The following is a 20,002-nucleotide window of genomic DNA, read 5'->3' as shown; positions in this document are numbered from 1 at the left end:
TTTCGTGTCTAAAAAGTATCCACTTTCATGTCTTTCTACAGAGGGGGAGAGAGGATGAACTAAAAAATCTAAAGTGTTCGTTAAATTCTCAATTAACGAATAAATTATCACTACAGCAATTGATTAAATTTAAAGCATTTATCGAACATAAAATAAATAGTTATGTTATTTTAGCAAACTATATATAACTTTTTTAATAAATACAAATAACTAAATGTCGCATTTTGTCAGTCATTGTTATATAATTTATTACTTAATCAATATATAACAATTATATGGATTTAATTGTCGTTTTTAAAAAACAGTAAAATTGGCACAACATTAAACGTATTGGTAGTTATATCAAGTATCGCTTGTATACTATTATCTATACTAGGATTTAGTGGCCTTAAGAAAAGTGAGTATGCTTCTTCAACTATGTATGAAGATAGTTTATTACCAATTCAGTGGATAGGAACTGTAGAGTCTAATTTTTATCATGTTAATATGAATGTAATGGAAATTATGATATCAAAAGATGAAAAAAGAATGAAAGAGCTTATGACAGAAATAGATAAAGCTCGTACAGAAACTGATCAGTTATTAAAGCAGTTTGAGGCTAGAGTTAGTTCTAATAAAGAAAAAGAATTGTTTACAACATTTCATGAAATATTTAATGAATTAAGAATACAGATGAAGAAAGTACAAGGTTTAGGACAATCTAACAATGAAGAAGCATATGCTTATTATCTAAAAGAGGTTGACCCTAATATGAAAAAGGAAATTCAGGTACTTCGTGAACTTATCATACATAATAATAATAATAATAATGCAGAACAATTACAGAAAACTAATATCAACAGTGCAACAAACACAATGATACTGTTTGTTAGTATCTCCGTTATAGCAATTGTAATCGTTATTTTTATTGGATATATCATTAAAAGTGCTATTAATCAACCAATTGTATTATTACAAAGGGATATGGAGCGAGTATCTGCAGGTGATTTAACGATACGAACTTCTTATAAATCAAATAATGAATTGGGAAGTATTGTACAGTCTTTTAATAGTATGTTGGATAACTTACAACAATTAATTGGAGAAGTGAAAATCACAACACAAGAGGTTATTTCTTCTACCGATGGTATGTTGCAAGATACAAAACGAGCATCTCATATATCAAGTGAGGTTGTTCAAACTATTTCTGAGGTAGATAAAAAAATAGAAGGACAAGTTACTAGCATTAAAGAAAGTTCATCATCAATGGAAGAAATTGCGACTGGAGTTCAAACAGTAGCTGAATCTTCAGCAATGGTTACTGAAGTAGCTGTCACAACAACAGAACAAGTCAATTCTGGTAGTGAAGTAATAAAACAATCTATACTTCAAATGAATAGTGTTCATGATGTTGTTGAAGAAACATCCAAAGTAATAGACAGGCTTGTTACACGTACACAGCAAATTGATAAAGCCCTAGATGCTATCACTAATATTGCTGAACAAACAAACCTTCTTGCCTTAAACGCTGCGATTGAAGCTGCACGTGCTGGAGAAAATGGAAAAGGTTTTGCAGTGGTGGCAGCAGAAGTGAGGGATTTAGCTGAGCAGTCTAAAGCATCCGCAAATGAAATCAATAATTTAATAAAATCTATTCAACAAGATACAGTTGATGTCATGCAAAAAGGCCAACAAAAGGCTGCAGAGGGAAAAGAAGCTGCTTATAAAGCAGATCAAGCATTCTCATCTATTATGGTAGATATTAATAAAATCACCAGCCAAATTCAAGAAGTATCTGCAGCAACAGAAGAAATGTCGGCTGGAACAGAAGAAGTGAATGCCTCTCTGTCAATAGTTTCTGAAACTGCAACGCAAGTAGCAAAGGAAACAACTCAAACTGTACAGTCAATCCAATCACAAACAGCCTCAATTGAAGAGATATCGAATCAATCTAACAAAATAAAAGAAAAAGTAGAAGCTTTATCAGAATTAGTTTCAAAATTTATTATTGAGAAGCAAGAAAACGAGAAATAAAATATATCAAATATGAAAAAAAGTACAGGTCCTTAATCAATTAAAGGCCTGTACTTTTTTATTATGATTTGCTAATTTTCCAACCATCATCCGTTTTCTCTAGTTCAATTACAATTACCTTTTAAGGATCTTTTTTATACACAGCATCAACAATTACTGTAGCATATAGAAATATAATTTGATATATGAGAGGTACCGCCACATCTCTATTAAGCTAAGCTTATGCGAAGTCAATTTTAAGCGAGCTTGTTTCTTTTCTCTAAAGAGCAATTGTGGTGATTGAAAGATATGCATACCATATAAACACTTATTAAATAGCAAATGAGATGAACATACTATATACTTAAAATCTAAATAATATGGAGGTTAAATAAAAATGAGAAATACAACATCTTGGAGACCTAGAGGCATTATACAGTGGATTTTGACCATCCTAACATTAGTAGCATTTCCTATCATTGGCATAATATCGTACTATATTCTGAATCCAAGTGATATGGATCAATTAATGAGTTCACTCGCTTGGGCCACAGTGTTATTTCCAGTGTCTTTATTAATTGTAACATTGTTCATAATAGTTCTTTTAATACTAGCTTTTTGGAAAAAAGCCAAACTTGTACAGGTGATTTTAGTACCATTGTCACTACTATTAATCTTTCTAACTGTACAGCCAATTACTAGTATGTTGAGCTATGCTAACAGTAAAGGCGCTACTGTTTCTCTTAGTTCCCACTTTTTCAACAGCCAAACTATATCAACAAAACCCATGGAGAATGTAGTGTATGGAAAAACTACGGATGGTATTGAATTAAAGATGGATGTGTGGCCAGTCAAAGAGACTTCAAAAAACGTATTAAAGCCTGCTGTTGTACTAGTGCATGGAGGAGGATGGGTATCGGGTGATAAGGGGGAATCTCCACACTGGAATCAATGGTTGAATGACTTAGGATACACCGTTTTTGATGTGCAATATCGTATGCCTCCTCAAGCAGGATGGAAAGATGAAGTAGGAGATGTTAAATCAGCGCTAGGATGGGTATTACAGAATGCAGATACCTACCAGATTGATCCGAATAAAATAAATATAATGGGGGAATCAGCAGGTGGAAATCTTGCTATGTTGGCTGCTTATAGCATGGAGGAAGAACAGTTACCCGCTTCAACTAATGTTCCAGAAGTACATATTAACTCTGTCATTAACATGTATGGGCCGGCAGATATGACAATGTTTTATAATGATAATCCGAGCACTAATTATGTACAAGGTGTTATGGAAGAGTACATTGGAGACACTGTTTCACAATTTCCCGAACGATATAAATTACTTTCACCGATCAATTATATTCAAGACAACACACCACCGACCATTACAATATTAGGAACAGGTGACCGTATAGTTCCAGTAGAACAAGGTGAAATGTTAGACAAAGAACTGACTGTGAAAAATGTAGCTCATGAATTCTACCTTCTTCCAGACGTTGACCATGGATTCGATATAAACCCAGGTAGTTTGAGTACTCAGTTTGCAAAAGAGAAGGTTACGGCATTTCTTCAAAGATATAATAAATAAACATATAAATTAGCCATTTAAAAACAATTAGGCAGACTAAAATTTTTAGTCTGTCTAATTGTTTTTAATAGGGACTTTCAAAGAAACTATATCTTCCATCTTTGTTTTTAAATATCTGTCATGAAGTGATTTACAACCAAGTAGCATTACTACCCATTTTCATGTTTTTTTGTATACATCGACTCGTTCCATAACTTCTCCTCCATTAAAGATGGAATTGATACTTCTACAACAATGGGAAGATTTTTGTTCCATATTTTCGGGGCTATAGATGAAATGGAACGTGAAGTAATAAATGAACGTGTTATTAGTGATGTAGCTGCTGCAAAAGCAAGAGGAAGAGAAGGAAGTAGAAAGATAGCTCATACTCCAAAACAAATTGAAGGCATGACGAAAATTCCAGCTTCTGGTGAAACTATATTTTTTTATTATATAAAAATTATTTATCTAGGGGATAAGATACATAGCTATTAATCTAAGAAAGCTCGGCATCCAACCATGCTTTCAGTCTACTATTTTGAAACATGTTATATTAATAATTCTAATATAACATTAAATAAATGTTTCACTTCAATAGGCTTTACTCTATAAAGGAGGCGTATATTTGAGAACCTCTAAACCTCTTAAAATCATTAATTTACTATCTATTCAAAAGATGGTTTCAATTTTTAAATGACAATATGGATTTTAGTATATAGTGTATTGATCTCTATATTTCTTTGGAGTAACCTCGGTGTATTTTTTGAAAATCTTAGTAAAATAGCTTTGACTATTAAAATTGAGCCAGGTACTGATATCCAATAAAGAATAGTTAGTTAAAGTTAAAAGTTTTTTTGCTTCTTCCACCTTTTCTCGTTGAATATATTCACTTAAAGATATACCTACCTCTTTTTTAAATAATGTAGATAAATACATAGGATTCTTGTCGGTAATATAGGCAAGTTGTTTGAGGGATAGCTCTTGATATATGTTTTTTAAAATATAATTTTGGCAAGTAGTAATCGTTTTCGAATAATTTCTCACGATATATGTTTTTACATGTTCTGTAAAAGTAGCAAAAGCTTCTTTTACTAAAATTAATATTGAGTTTATATCATTTAATTTTTCAACGTTTTGTATGTATAGCTCACTAATTGAAAAAGCCTCCTCTGAAGGTAGACCTCCATCTATTGCATATCTAGTAGCTATAGCAATGCCAGCAATCGCTTGATTTTTTCGATTTCTTAACTCACTCGTTACGCAAAAAACTCCAATTTTTTTACAAGGAAATGCATTCCAATATTTTAGTAATTCTTCTTTGTTCCCAGTTTTAATTGCCTCAAAAATTTTGGTTGAAATTGATACCTCATTACGCACATAATCCTTTTGATGACAAACTGAAATATATAAATCAGGATTCTCCACCTTACTAGCCGTACTTTTAAGATATTTATTTCTTTCCACAATGGTATTAAAGTCCATTTTTTTTAAATAAATCATGTAATACAGTAAAATACTAACATGAATTAAGGAGGATTGTTCTATGATTGGTATTAAATGATAATAATTCATTACTTCTTGTTTATTGGTAATGACATGACTATCATTTATGATTCTATTTATCATTTTTCCCCCTGGTTTCGAGTCTATATAGGGCCCGATGATAAAAGTTCCTTTAATGTTCTTCTTATCTTCTAAGTGTATTAAAATGAAATTTTCGAGAAAATTATTTGTTCGGATAATCGGAAAGTTAAAAAGATCGTCATCCAAATAAAGCTCATTTAGATGTTCTTCTTTAGAGGAATAAAAAGGGCTAAGGATATCATTAGATATATATTCATGAAGGATATTTTTGTTCTTATCTAAAAAACGAATAGGTATCTCAAACGTTTGAAATAGCAACTGGCAAATATATTTCGTATCAACTGAATAGGCAGATATCCACATGTTATGCACCTCTTAAAGTCATAATGAATTTTTGAATTATTGTATGCAATTTACGTATTGATTAAGATCACTAACTTAATATCACATAATTACTAAATTTAAGTAAAGATAGTTGTATTTTTATAATAATCTTATCAAAAATAAACTGGAATTTCATGTAATATTTGAGTCGAAAAGCATGTAATAATGCATAATCCGAGCTACATATGCTAATTCATGCTTATCTAATCAAAAATCATTTTATTAGGAGTGAAGAATATGAGTAATACCTTAGTACCTTATAACGTTTTGAGAAGTATAGATATGCCGAACATATCAGGAACCAAGTGGGATAAAGGAATGTTTATCAATGCCCTTGATAATACTTCTTTTCTTTTAGAGCTTATAGAAAAAGGAATTAATGATGGTGATGATGTGTTAGGTCTGTTAAGTTTTATTGGATTAACGGCCTTAGAAGCAATTCCAATTGTGGGTGGAGTTATGTCCAAACTTGTTTCTATGTTATTTTTCCCTACAAAATCAAGCATTAATTTCCAGAAGATATGGGAGCAATTAGAAAAAGCTATTGAGCAAATAGTTGACAAAAAGATAACAGAAGCTATGATGTCTCAGCTAATGCAAGAAATAGCCGGTTTAGCCAATGTGTTAGAAGAATATAGGAATGCTTATGATTTATATAATGGTAAAAAATTATTTAATATACCAGATAAGATGACACCTGGGGAATATCTGAACAATGTATTTACTACTGCAAATTTGCAATTCATTCAGAGAATACCGACATTTCAGAACCCTAAATATGATGTAGTGTTTCTTCCATTCTTTGTTCACGCTGCTGAAATGCATATTCTTCTCGTTAGGGATGCAGCAATACATGGTCAAGAATGGGGGATGGATGAAACTGTACACCAAAAATTCAAAAAGGATTTAAAAAATTTAATTAATAAATATTCTAGTTATTTATTAGCTACATATAAAAAAGGCCTAAAAGAAGCATCCGAAAAAAAACTTGAAAATAATGATTTTCCAACAACTAGTTACCAAGATCATTATATTAATACAGTCAGATGGAATGTGATCAATCAATATAAAAGAGGGATGACTTTAACTGTCTTTGATTTTGCTTACAAATGGAAGTATTACCAAGAAGTTTATCAAAACAATATAACGTTAAATCCAGTTCGAACAATTTATTCAGATATTGCAGGTTCAGTATATCCTTATGAAAAAACTACACATGAAATTGATAATATTATCAAGGGTCAGAACCTTAAATATCGTGGAATCTTAAAAGAAATGCTAATTTATCATGCACATAGAATCGATAGTGTTCAAAGTAAGTATATAAGGAACAATGAAATAATTGATAATAAAAAAACTGGGGGGACTGGTGGAAGGGCAACCTTTTACGATTTTAAATATCCAATAAATAACCCTTTAATACAAGTAAATATGAAGTATGAATTAGTACCATTTTCTTTAGGATTCAAATTATATAATGGAGAAAAGCTAAAATCTATATCGGGTGCTGGACTCCCTAGAAAACACAAGGCTGGCGATTATCATTATGTAGGAAATAAAGTGTCTTCTATTATAGGATTTGGTAAAAATGAAACCGGTGGATTCAACTCACTAGATGCAATGGTAGTTGGTTTTAAACGAGACGATTATATACCTGAAAATAGTTTTGTTGGTATAAACCAAAATGGTAAACCTGTAACTAAAGTAGTAGATGCAGAGAATTTCTACAAAGAGAAGTTTCAATCCAATATAATAATGATTGATGAACCTATGTTTGGAGATGGGGTTTTACAATTCGAAAATTATTCTAATAATCTTATTAAGGATAGTTATGTAACATATCAAATTGATGCAAAGATAGAGGGTACTTACAAATTACATGCAATTATAGGTGCAAAAAAACAAAAAGATAAAATAGCTTTTAAAATGGCTCTTAATGAAAAACAGCCAGAAAATTTTATAACTGAACCCTTTAATGACGGTGATATTTGGGAAGGAATATCATTGAACGAAGGCCTTGTTTATAAGAGAATATTATTAGGAAATTTCCAACTTAAGAGGGGTATGAATCGTATTACTATTCACAATGGGGTCCTTCAAACGTCAGCAAATATAAAAACATGGAATTTAGCTAAACTAGAGTTAACACTCACTTCTGATAGTTTAAAAGACCCTGATATTACAACCTTATATGATAACGATAATTATACAGGAACAAAAAAGCTTATTTTTGGGAATACAAGTCGTTTAAAAGACTTTAATGATAAAACATCATCAATAAAAGTTGAGTCTCATTTAGCCGGCATTAGTCTTTATCAAGATTACTATTATAAAGGGAAGTCTATTGACCTTGTAGGTGGAGAAAAACTAAGTTTAAAGAATCATTCATTTAATAACAAGGCGTCTTCAATTAAATTTGCTAATATCGTTTTATATAACCAAGAAAACTATAAGGGTTCAAGAAAACTAGTTTTTGAAGATATTCCTGATTTAGAAAAACACGGCTTTAACGATAAAACCTCTTCAATTGTTGTTAGTTCTAATGTATCTGGTGCTAGACTTTATGAACATGCTAATTATAAAGGAAATTATGTGAATGTCGTAGGTGGACAGAAACTTAATTTAAAAAACCATGTGTTAGATAAAAAAATTTCATCCATTAAATTTTTTAAAGAGGGTGAAGTACATAATGGTGTATATCAAATTATTACTGCACTAAATAACACGAGTGTATTAGATAAACACCTACAAAACACTGATGTTCATTTATGGGGTAATGCAGAAAACAAAAATCAAAAATGGCGAATTGAGTATGATGGGACTAAACAAGCTTATCAAATTAAGAATATGTTGGATGAGAAGTTAGTATTATCAACGCATGAGTTATTTCCATTTCCACTTTTCTCAGGCCTACATTGTTTACCTAACAAAGGTTATGATTCGCAATACTGGATTTTTGTTCATGTAGGAAATGGTTATTATATTATTAAAAATAAAATGTATTATGATTGGGTATTAGATGTAAGGGGTGCGAATTCTGATGATGGTACTGCAATTCAACTACATTATCCGCATGAGTTAACTGATCCACTTATTAATGCGCAAAAATTTAAACTTAGGGATATAAATAATTAAAATCTATTCAACTATAATAAATACTGGGCTAGTATACGATGAGTATTGAGTTACAAATATATCTTGGTCAAATTAAATTATTAAGGGGCTTTTTAATCAAAATTAATGTTGATGTTGCTCTTTATATTTTTAAGATAATTAATACCAAATAATAACAATAGAGCAGAGAATATAATCCTAATTACACGTATCTTGATCTCGCGTAGTCCCAATAAATTAACGCAGGAAATCTAACTGGTAACAGAGTAGAATGTAAATATTTTTAATGAATTTTTTATTTTGTGATTTCTTATGTAGAACATATATGAGTTAAACAAAAAACCTAGTAAAAACTAGGTTTTTTGTTTGAAAAAATACCGTTTTCATCTTAATACATCTCTAATTTCACTCTATTTTATACAAATTTTTATAAAAGGTTCCAAAGTAAACTAATAAATATTAGTTTATAGTTTCTTGCTTCAACAAATACGTCAAAGTGAAAGTTTAGACTTTCTTGTCTAAATAGTTTAGAGATTCTTGTCCTTGTTGTAGAAAGACATGAAAATAGGAACTAACTTTATAGTATAAAATACTGATATACCAACAAAATCGATTTATTTAGTATCCACTTTCTTGTCCATGTATCAAGACAAGAAAGTGGATACTTCTTAAATTGACGACACCAAAGTGGTTACTTCCTGAATAGAAATAAAATGAAAGTTACACAGTCTTGTCTAAAAAGTACCCATTTTCTTGTCCTTCTACAACGAAAAGAGAGGATACGGAAACAATTCAATGAATAATCCGTCACAAGTGATATATTTTCCAATTTTGGCGGATGCTTTTATTATATTATATTTTTTAGTTTCCTATATAAAGCTGATCTTGAAACATTAGTAAGTACACAGGTTTGAAATCATTAACTTACTATCATTTGAAAAGATAGTAAGTTAATGATTTCTTTAATATTTATTTTAGTAAATAGTGTATTGGTCTCGATATTGTTTTGGAGTAACTTCGGTATATTTTTTGAAAATCTTAGTAAAATAACTTTGATTATTAAAGTTGAGCCAAGTACTGATATCCAATAAAGAATAGTTAGTTAAAGTTAAAAGTTTTTTTGCTTCTTCCACCTTTTTTCGTTGAATATATTCAATTAAAGACATACCTACTTCTTTTTTAAATAATGTAGATAAATACATAGGATTCTTGTCGGTAATATGGGCAAGTTGTTTGAGGGATAGCTCTTGATATATGTTTTTTAAAATATAATTTTGGCAAGTAGTAATCGTTTTCGAATAATTTCTCACGATATATGTTTTTACATGTTCTGTAAAAGTAGCAAAAGCTTCTTTTACTAAAATTAATATTGAGTTTATATCACTTAATTTTTCAACGTTTTGTATGTATAGCTCACTAATTGAAAAAGCCTCCTCTGAAGGTAGACCTCCATCTATTGCATATCTAGTAGCTATAGCAATTCCAGCAATCGCTTGATTTTTTCGATTTCTTAACTCACTCGTTACGCAAAAAACTCCAATTTTTTTACAAGGAAATGCATTCCAATATTTTAGTAATTCTTCTTTGTTCCCGGCTTTAATTGCTTCGAACATTTTTGTTGAAACTGATATCTCATTACGCACATAATCATTTTGATGACAAACTGAAATATATAAATCAGGATTCTCCACCTTACTGGCCGTACTTTTAAGATATTTATTTCTTTCCACAACGGTATTAAGGTCTACTTTTTTTAAATAAATCATGTAATACAGTAAAATACTAATATGAATTAAGGATGATTGCTTTATGATTGGTGTTGAATAATAATATCTTATTACTTCTTGCTTATTTGTAGTGAAATGGCAATCATTTATGATTATATTTATCATTTTTTCTAATGGTTTTGAGTATATAGAAGGCCCGATGATAAAAGTTCCTTCAATGTTCGTCTTATTCTCCAAGTGTATTAAAATGAAATGTTCGAGATAATCATTTGTTCGAATAATTGGAAAGTTAGAAGGATCATTATCCCAAAAAAGTTCATTTAGTTGTTCTTCTTTAGAGGAATATAAAGGGTTAAGTATATCATTAAATCCATATTCATAAATATTTTTTTGCTCTTATCTAAAAAGCGGACAGGTATCTCAAATGTTTGGAATATCAAATGACAAATATATTCTGTATCGATTAAATAATCGTTTTTTTTCATAATATGCACCTCTTAGAATCATAATGACTTTTAGAATTATGTACAATATGCAATTTACTTAGTGCTTAACAGTACTAACTTAATCTCACACAATTACTAAATTAAAGTGAAAATAGTTATATTTTTCTAATCATTTTATCAAAAATCAATTCAAATAGTGAGTAATATTTAAAATGAAAAGCATGTAATAATACATATTTAGCGTTAGTTGTTTAAGATAATGCTGAGATATGCTTTTCAAAGTAAATTTGGAAGGAGCAAGAATATGAAATTAAAAAGTATATTTAAATGCCTCACGATTACAGCAGTACTATCTCAAATTGCTGTATATCCCACAAACTCTTATGCAGTAAGTGATAACGAAAACAAAATAAAAATGGAGAATAAAAAGAGTATACAAGGTTTGGTGGGGTATTATTTTAAAGACACACAATTTCAAGAATTAGATTTTATTAGTCTTGGAGGACAAAGTAAATTATTGGATAAGGAAAAATTAAATAATAAAAATCAAACTATAAGATGGATAGGGAGAATTAAACCCTCCCACACAGGAAATTACATAATTTCCACATCATCCGATAAAAACATTGTTTTACAAGTAAATGGAGAAACTATTATCAACCAAGAAAGCACCGGAAAGCCTCTCAAATTGGAAAAAGATAAGCTGTATGAATTAAAAATAGAATATCAGAATATAACAGATTCATCATCCGATTTGCAATTATTTTGGTCAATAGATGGGAAGCAAAAAGAACAAATCCCACAAAAAAATGTTTTATCGCCTAATTTCTCTGAAAAGGAAAATTTACCTAATGATAAAAAAGATATGTTGTTATTACCAAACTTTAATCTGTTTGATAATACATCACATTCCTCAAATTTAAAAGATACTGATAAAGATGGAATTCCTGATGAATGGGAAGAACAAGGTTATACATTTAAAAATCAACAAATTGTAAAATGGGAAGATTCTTACCTTGCACAAGGGTACAAAAACTATGTATCTAATCCATATAAAGCCCGAACTGTTGCTGATCCATATACAGATTTTGAAAAGGTATCGGGGCATATGCCAGAAGCAACAAAAGATGAAGCTAAAGATCCTTTAGTCGCTGCTTATCCAGCTGTAGGAGTTGGAATGGAAAATTTAATATTTTCTAAGAATGAAAATGTTACAGAAGGTGCCTCTGGTACTAAATCAAAAAGTGTAACAGATACAAACACTAATACAAATTCTGTTGATGTTGGTGGAGAAGTAGGAGGATCAATAAATCCATTTGCCTTTGCTTCTTTTAAAGTATCTACAAAATATTCTCATTCTTGGACCAATAGTACAGCAATTCAAAATTCAGAGAGTGAGTCTTGGTCAAAACAAATTGGAATTAACACTGCAGAATCTGCATTTTTAAATGCAAATGTGCGTTATTATAATGCGGGAACAGCACCTATTTATGATTTGCGCCCTACTTCAAATTTTGTATTTCAAAATTCAGGTACTTCAATTGCAACGATAACTGCTGGAGCGAATCAAATTGGAAATAGTTTAGGACCTAGTGATACATATCCGAAAAGGGAGCAAGCACCTATTTCCTTAGATAAAGCGAACGAAGAGGGTACAGTTAAAATTGCAATAAATGGGGAACAATTAAATGCAATTCAAAGTCATAGTGAAAAATTAAATTTAGAAACGACACAAAATAAAGGGCAATATGGAATTTTAGATGACACAGGTAAGTTAGTTACAGACGCATCTAAACAGTGGGATCCGATTCGAACAAATATTGATGCTGTTTCCGGTTCCTTAATACTAGATGCTGGTACTAGTAAAGAGAATTTAGAGCGGAGAGTTGCTGCAAAAAATGAAAATGATCCTGAGGACAAAACTCCTGAGATTACTATAGGAGATGCAATTAAAAAAGCTTTTAATGCAAAAGAAAAGGATGGGCGATTATACTATACAGATCGTACTGGAACAGATATATATATTGACGAATCTTCAGTGAATCTTATTGTAGATGAAAAAACACATAAAGAAATTGAAAAACAACTTGAACAAATTCAAGATAAAAAGGTATACAAAACCAAATGGAAAAGAGGTATGAATATTACTCTTCGTCTTCCAATTGCTTATTATGACTTTGAAGCAAGCGGAAACACAAATTGGCATTATACTAATCAAGAAAATGGAGGATATACAGGCAAAAAACATGGAATGATTGGTCCAAATGGAAATGGATATGCAAAAAAAAATCTTGATTTACAACCATATACATCCTATACAGCTCGAGCATATGTTAAAACGGCCTCTCCTATAGGTAAAAATAACGTAATGTTTTATGCAGATAGTACTATAAGTGGAGATGGAAACGGCGCGAGACAGAATGTGACTATTGAGGGAGATAAGTGGCATGTAATTGAATTTTCATTTAATACTGGAGGACATCCTGAATATTTTCAAAAACTTGGTTTAAAAAATACAGGAAATACAAATTTACAATTTGATGATGTCTCCGTATCGAAATGGAGACAAGTTCTTGGGGAAAATCTCATTAAAAATGGTAATTTTGATGAAGGAAAAAATTATTGGAAAACTACTAATGGTGATTTTCTTTTTGAAATTAAGGATGGCTATTTAATAGGTGGTAGTAATAGGGTAGTAATAAATGAAAAGTTTAAAGTAAAGCCGAATACAACATATAAACTAGAATATGATCTCAGAACAAATCCTGGATTTAAATCTAACCCAAAAATAAAACTTATAGGAACTGGATCCAGAATGGTATTTGAAGATACAGTAACTTTGTCTAATGATTGGAAAACGTATAGCTTTGATTTTACTACTGATTCAAATACACAGGATATTTCATTTCAAATTTTCGATACTAAACAAGGTGGATACTATAACTTAGATAATGTGAAATTTAGAGAAGTTTGTTTCTAAACAATACTAACTTCATAAAAATTGCATTTTAAGATTCTCTACAACCACTATTAAGAATTACTATAAACGTCAAATGAGGTACTATATTATGAAAAAAACACTACAAATAATAACTATATTATTTATAACTGTATTAATTTTTGATTATCCTCATATTAAGGTTGAAGCAGAAACACCAGATATATCCATTACAAATAAAAAAGATGTAAATGGAGCTTTTGTTGTTACTTCTGATCCACAATATCCTTGGACAGATAGAACAGATAACGGACAAACTGAATCTGAAAGTGAGAAGGAACGAAGATCCGAGCAACTTATTCGTGAACAATATAACAGTATAAATGAATATACTTCACGATTGACAGGTATGACGGAACCAACACCGGTCTTAATTAATGGAGACTTAACAGCTTTTGGTCATCCCTGGCAATGGGATAAGATGAATTCATTACTTGGTATACTAAAATCTCCTATTTTTATGGGGTTAGGTAATCATGATATTGAAAATAATATCGACGATTGTTTGTCCAACTCATGTGTACGTAGTTCGATGAACTATTTTACGAAACATATGCAACTTTATGGTTTAACTAGATATGACAGAAAAGGCGATGCTCCAAATAATTCTCATAGATTTGGTAGCTTTGCATATTCAATAGATGTAGGGCCGATTCATTTTGTTCAATTAAATAATTATCCAACGATGACATTTAGGATATCTGAGTATACCATGGAGGATAGTTTAAGCTGGTTAGAGCAGGATTTGAAAGAAGCAAATCAATATGGACAAGCAATTATTGTAAATATGCATGAACCAAGTGGATGGAAAAAAGGTAGTCAAGAACAAAAAAACAGATTTAAAAATCTATTAGAAAAATATAAGGTAAAAGCTGTATTTGCTGGACACTACCATAAAAAAAGCGGTTATTTTCCAAATGATTATAAAGATTTTTTTGGTAACACTCCCGTTTTCTTATCTGGAAGTGCATCACAAAGAACATATTTAACCGCAGAATATACTAATAAAGAAATAAAGGTATATAAAGTGAAGGACAATAATTGGAGAAACAAAACACTTCTTAAAACCATTGATATTAGTGGCAGATCTTTCCCACAATATAGTAAGGTAATCGATTTTTATGAACATTCTAATGGATTAGGAAAAAATTTCAAAGGTATTTCCATTACGGAATGGAATGATAAATTATCCTCTGTTAGAGTGCCGCCTGGTATGACGGTTGAATTGTATGAACACATTGGTTACAAAGGGAAAATGAAAACGCTTAGAAATAAAGGGGATCTTCCAAGGTTGTACAATTTATATGATTTTAATGATATAACATCTTCTTATAAATACTACACTAATGCGGTAGGAGCAAAAAAAATTATATCCGAAAATACAAAATAATAATCTGGTGCAAAGTTTTAGAATAAACAAGACGATTTTAATTTAGTAGGTATGATTTGTGCAGTTTCGAATATTTTCTGTAATTCATTGGATGTCGAAAAACCGAAATCTGGGCTTAGATTTCGGTTTTGTTTATAAGAGTGGAATGACAGAATATCTTCTGTTAGAGTACCTCCTCATAGAAAAGCTGAATTGCTTGAGCATACTTATGGTAAAGGGAAAAAAGACCCTTGTGAATAATGGTGATTTACCAAGATTATTTAAGCTTTATGACTTTAATGACATAACAGTATCATATTATATAACAATATTAAACTAAGAAGTTTTAGCTTTCAAATAACTGTAGAACATAGCATAAACTGTTCTTAAAGCTCCTTATTGTTTATTATTTTTGCAATTAAGAAATTAAAAAGTCTTTATTCCAATTGAAATGATGTATCAAAATGCATCTTTTACGGATATGTTTTATGTTTGCAAATTGAAAATCAATTTTACAAAAGATACAAAAAATTAAACTCATAAAACCCAGTGATACTATGCACACATACTGATATCGCTGGGTTTTTATTTGGCTATTTAACGACTTGTATTACAAATTATAAAATGATGTAGACTTAGTTTTACTTTTTACAGATAAATCTTCCTAAAAAGTAATCAGTGTTTATAAAGGTACGCCTTTTGAAGTGGGGATATTTGGTTCTCAAATTACTATTAAAATAGGTCAATTTATGAGTCTGTTTAACAGTTAGATTAAAAGAGTTAATTATATTGCTGGATTTCTCCTCGGAGTTATTATTAGAAATAACTATCTTTTAATAAAAAGACATTTACTTATAAATTGGAGTAAGTATCTTTTTTAAATACAAGTGTTTAATTAAAATTATACCAGTATCCATAGTATGCTTGTATTGATATATAAACTATTTCTTAATGTAATAAAATTAGATATAACAGAAGTTATCGTTTATAAAATAGTATCCACTTTCTTGTCTGAAAAGTATCCATTTTCATGTCTTTGTACACATTTGTACAATGTAGAAAGACATAAAATTCTAAACTAAAATCTCATGAACAAGCGTTGGTAAATAGCCATTATTATAAATTTTGTAGGTACTTTCATGTCTCAATAACGGGACATGAAAGTCTAAACTTTTCGAACATAGGACAAGAAACGCTAAACTACTTAGCCAGTAATACTACAATATTCGAAAGTGAAAGATTACCTCAAAGTAGTAATCAATGGATTAATTATATTAAATCTCTGTGGGCTGAGGGGGGCGACTGAAGCTGAGATTTAATATAAAAGTTCATATATAATAATAAAATTAATGAGGAGTCCTGTATTAACAGGACTCTATTTTGACTGTTTCATTACTAATTCTTGTAATGTACTTTATAAACTCAATAATGGGATATGATCCTAATGAAGGCTACTGTGTGAAAAAGAATTGGAAAAGATTTTTGTATACCCTATTAGTTGAAAACCCTTAATTTTAATCGGACTTTATATATTCTATCTCTTTTAGAAATTTCTTATGAAATAAGCTCGGATATTCACGCCTAAAAAGCCATTTTTTATACATAGCTTTGCAATCGATACAAAAGAGTCGTCCGTATTCTAAAAAGACTTAGATACAAAATAAAAACGGGTTTAATGAGTATTTTATATTTTGTACTTCTATGGACAAAATATATTTATTATCAAATCACTTTTTATTTGTTGTATACAAAGGGTACAACTAATAGAAGTATTAGATATTTAGCAAATTTACATTAGCGATAGGATAATGCTTGTTTCCCTAATGCTTCCCACGATTGAATGAAGATATCTTGGCTTACTTTATGTGCTTTTTTCACAGTTAATGGGTCATTGATATAAATGTATCTGTCCTCCAATCCTACAATAACAACAGCGTGTAAATCCAAAGGAGCTGTAATTTTTTTGTCATCATGTTTCCAAGATTCCCATCTATCTGGAAGGCGATAATCTCCTGTAGTCCATACCACTACAGGTTTACCGAGCTTAATTTGAGCTAACACAGTATTAAAAGATTTTCCTGTTAAGTTTACTGTACGATTTGGCAGATAACGTTCCATTAATTCTTGTAACGGTTGAACGTGGACAGCGTATCCCTTATTTTTTCCAGTTATATCTCCAACAAAACCTTCTTTAGGATCTCCCCATTGAATGATGTCTCCACTTTTATTTGTAGACAATGGGGTAGGATCTTTCTTTATCTCGCTGGCTAAATCCATTTTATTAACCTTAACGCCTGCGTGGTGTAGTAGCATCGCTAAACTTGTAACCTCGCATCCATATTTTAATTCTGGTTTTTGCGAAATAAGCGGTACATCTAGAATGATTTTTTTAGTGGCTGAAGTGGGAGATGGTTGTAAAGGTTTACTTTTTGGAAATGAATGTGTTGTATTTTGAGTCAATTTGTTATCTTTATGTTTAACTTGTAATTCATTCTTTTTAAGAGAGGGTGGTTTGTCTGAACATCCCGCTAAAATTAAAGATAAGGCATACAAAGTTAGAAATCTTTTCATATCATTCACCTTTTTAATAGTACTTACTTGATACCATAATATTTTATTACTCGATATTTTTTAGAGGTGTAGAACGTTGGATAAACTCCATTTTATGCAACAAAGTAAACTAACTACGTGTAGTAAAAATGAATCCCAGGCGTACCGAGTAATAATTTGTGACTTTAAGTTACAGTTATAGTATAAGCGAGTTGAAGAGAGCTATGCAGGAATAAAAATTAATAAAAGCTTTTTCCAAAAGTGACTAGAGAAGCAGGTATAAATCTGTCTAACTTGTTTAGTTAATCAAAATAAATTTTTTTGAACATTTTATGTTTTGTGAAGAGAGCAATGAATATTGAATCCTTTCACAAAACAGGAAGTGAGTATATTTCTTTCTTTTTATACAAATTATTAAGGGTGAAATACTTATGAAATCAGTAGCTTTAATTAAGTGATCATAATTTGTTGAGGTGATTCAATACATGCCAAAGTTAGAGGTAGAGGAATGTAGCCTTTACTACATAGTAAAAGGAGAAGGGACTCCCATCATTTTTATTCACCCACCTACACTTACCTGTGAAAATTTTGAATATCAGATAGAGGAATTATCTAGAAATTTTAAAGTAATCGCTTTTGATGTTAGAGGACATGGTAACAGTCAGAGTTCAAGTCAGCCAATTACGTATTCACTAATTGCTAAAGATATGAAGAGTTTACTGGACTATTTGGAAATAAAAAAGTCTTTTGTATGTGGGTATTCAACAGGAAGCTCAGTTGCCTTGGAATTTTTATTAACATATCCAGAAAACAGTTTAGGGGGGATTCTAATAGGTGGAATGTCAGAAGTGCGTCAAGGGTATTTAAAAAATAAGATTTCTCTTGGTGTCCAATTGGCGAAAGCAAGAGCAATTTCATTTTTAGCATTTGCCATTTCATGGGGGAATTCTAATACAAAAAAAATATTTAAAAAAATGTTTCGAGAAGCTCGGAAAGGTAATGCAAAAAATATCGAACAATATTATCGCTATAGTTTGCACTATAATTGTACCAATCGCCTTAAAGACATTCATCTACCTATGTTATTGGTTTATGGACAAAATGACAAAACTTTTTATAGTCATGCAAACTTACTACATGAAGAATTGCCATGTAATGAATTAAGATTTATTACTGGTGCAAAACATCAAATACCAACAAAAGCGGCTACAGAGTTAAATCAAATGATTGAGCAGTTTGTTTGTACTCATTCTAAGGTGCCTAAAGAAGTTTTTACATCATAAAGTATTATCTCAAATCTAATAGGGATTTAAAATTAACATTTTCAAAAAAGATAACGGGATGAGTTTTGTTTCTAACTTGAAAAATTATGATGAACAGTAGATCAATTAGAGATGAAATTGCAGAAACAGAAGATTTTGAAAATTGAGGATAAAAAAGCAACCTATAAACCTAATGGATAATGAAGGTAGGAGTTAAAGGAAGATACATAACAATTAACAAGTGGAGATGTTGAAAAGTTAATTCGGATCACCATATCAAAAAAAGAAAATTGTACGTATTAAAACAGATTAGCCGATTTTCTGTAAAACAAGGAACCGGCTATCTGTTTTTTATGGAGTTGTTGTCTTTTAATAGTGACAGTTATTAGTTTGGATTACTTTGTTTCTTTTGTGTTTTAGGCGTAATTTCATCAGCAAACTCCATATTTGCCAAGTTTACTTTGGATGGAATAAATGTTCTTGTTTTATTTTGAAAACCTTGTAACGTATGTTTCATAGGTCTTATCATACTTGAATTACGTGTTGCTAATACACCAAAAACTGTTCCTAATCCTAGTAAAGAAGCCCAAATCCATCCTTTATTGTTCTTCTTTTTATTTCCGAATAACTCAAACATTTGTTGAGTTATTTTTTTAGAATTGAATAATGAAATCGAAAATTTAAGAATATTCATTTTTTATCCCCCTTGTAAAATATCGTAAAAAGAAACACTCGTTTCAATTTCACATAATTTATGATGCGATATTTTATAGGGATTTATGATTCCAACTTATACTAATAATTCTTGATTTTTAAACCGGAACTTCCTAATATTACCCAAGTTTTTTTTGAAATACGAGAAATAGTTTTATAAAAAATCAAAATGGAACTAAATAGTAGCATTTCAAAACTCGTATACTTTTTGTTCTTTCTAACGATCATCATTCTACCACGTTATTTGATTAAAAGTGTTTTGATTGTACAACAAAATTTTAATATAGAACGC

The 20,002-nt window shown here is 30.4% G+C and carries 11 protein-coding genes and 1 pseudogene; 7 read left to right on the top strand and 5 right to left on the bottom strand.

Going from position 1 to position 20,002, the window contains the following annotated elements:
- The first annotated feature begins 285 nt into the window (after window positions 1-285).
- The gene (locus CGQ22_RS18590) at window positions 286-2,013 is read left to right on the top strand and encodes a methyl-accepting chemotaxis protein (protein WP_089149096.1); all 1,728 of its coding nucleotides are present in this window, start codon (window positions 286-288) and stop codon (window positions 2,011-2,013) included.
- 61 nt (window positions 2,014-2,074) lie between these two features.
- On the opposite strand, the pseudogene CGQ22_RS18585 reads toward CGQ22_RS18590, so the two are convergent.
- A pseudogene (locus CGQ22_RS18585) lies at window positions 2,075-2,176 on the bottom strand (DUF4878 domain-containing protein); the annotation flags it as partial.
- Window positions 2,177-2,389: 213 nt separating this feature from the next.
- Here CGQ22_RS18585 and CGQ22_RS18580 point away from each other — a divergent pair.
- Window positions 2,390-3,583: an alpha/beta hydrolase fold domain-containing protein gene (locus CGQ22_RS18580; RefSeq protein ID WP_089149095.1), complete on the top strand. Its 1,194-nt coding sequence runs from the start codon at window positions 2,390-2,392 to the stop codon at window positions 3,581-3,583.
- Window positions 3,584-3,760: 177 nt separating this feature from the next.
- On the top strand, window positions 3,761-4,057 hold the full coding sequence (locus CGQ22_RS18575) for a recombinase family protein (RefSeq protein WP_347361484.1): 297 nt from the start codon (window positions 3,761-3,763) through the stop codon (window positions 4,055-4,057).
- Between the two features lie 213 nt (window positions 4,058-4,270).
- Here the strand turns inward: CGQ22_RS18575 and CGQ22_RS18570 are convergent, their stop codons facing one another.
- Entirely contained in the window at window positions 4,271-5,509 is a 1,239-nt protein-coding gene (locus tag CGQ22_RS18570) for an AraC family transcriptional regulator (RefSeq protein WP_089149093.1), read from the bottom strand.
- 258 nt (window positions 5,510-5,767) lie between these two features.
- On the opposite strand from CGQ22_RS18570, the gene CGQ22_RS18565 reads away from it, so the two are divergent.
- On the top strand, window positions 5,768-8,665 hold the full coding sequence (locus CGQ22_RS18565; protein WP_089149092.1) for an insecticidal delta-endotoxin Cry8Ea1 family protein: 2,898 nt from the start codon (window positions 5,768-5,770) through the stop codon (window positions 8,663-8,665).
- 953 nt (window positions 8,666-9,618) lie between these two features.
- Here the strand turns inward: CGQ22_RS18565 and CGQ22_RS32520 are convergent.
- A complete protein-coding gene (locus CGQ22_RS32520) occupies window positions 9,619-10,374 on the bottom strand; it encodes an AraC family transcriptional regulator (protein WP_254704125.1) in 756 nt (251 codons plus the stop codon).
- A 747-nt stretch (window positions 10,375-11,121) separates the two neighbouring features.
- Between CGQ22_RS32520 and CGQ22_RS18555 the strand changes: the two genes are divergently transcribed.
- Window positions 11,122-13,797 carry a binary toxin-like calcium binding domain-containing protein gene (locus CGQ22_RS18555; RefSeq protein WP_089149091.1) on the top strand — a complete coding sequence of 892 codons (2,676 nt, stop codon included), beginning with the start codon at window positions 11,122-11,124 and terminating at the stop codon, window positions 13,795-13,797.
- An 88-nt stretch (window positions 13,798-13,885) separates the two neighbouring features.
- Entirely contained in the window at window positions 13,886-15,205 is a 1,320-nt protein-coding gene (locus CGQ22_RS18550; RefSeq protein ID WP_175423384.1) for a metallophosphoesterase, read from the top strand.
- A 1,773-nt stretch (window positions 15,206-16,978) separates the two neighbouring features.
- Here the strand turns inward: CGQ22_RS18550 and CGQ22_RS18545 are convergent.
- Window positions 16,979-17,755 carry a C39 family peptidase gene (locus tag CGQ22_RS18545; RefSeq protein ID WP_089149089.1) on the bottom strand — a complete coding sequence of 259 codons (777 nt, stop codon included), beginning with the start codon at window positions 17,753-17,755 and terminating at the stop codon, window positions 16,979-16,981.
- Between the two features lie 464 nt (window positions 17,756-18,219).
- On the opposite strand from CGQ22_RS18545, the gene CGQ22_RS18540 reads away from it, so the two are divergent.
- A complete protein-coding gene (locus CGQ22_RS18540) occupies window positions 18,220-19,017 on the top strand; it encodes an alpha/beta fold hydrolase (RefSeq protein ID WP_089149088.1) in 798 nt (265 codons plus the stop codon).
- Window positions 19,018-19,381: 364 nt separating this feature from the next.
- Here CGQ22_RS18540 and CGQ22_RS18535 read toward each other — a convergent pair whose 3' ends face one another.
- Window positions 19,382-19,690: a hypothetical protein gene (locus CGQ22_RS18535; protein WP_089149087.1), complete on the bottom strand. Its 309-nt coding sequence runs from the start codon at window positions 19,688-19,690 to the stop codon at window positions 19,382-19,384.
- Window positions 19,691-20,002 lie beyond the last annotated feature (312 nt).

Source organism: Bacillus sp. M13(2017) (assembly GCF_002218325.1).
Classification (GTDB): domain Bacteria; phylum Bacillota; class Bacilli; order Bacillales; family Bacillaceae_G; genus Bacillus_A; species Bacillus_A thuringiensis_K.
Note: the sequence above shows the minus strand (reverse complement) of the source record. Positions and strands in the feature narration are given on the sequence as shown.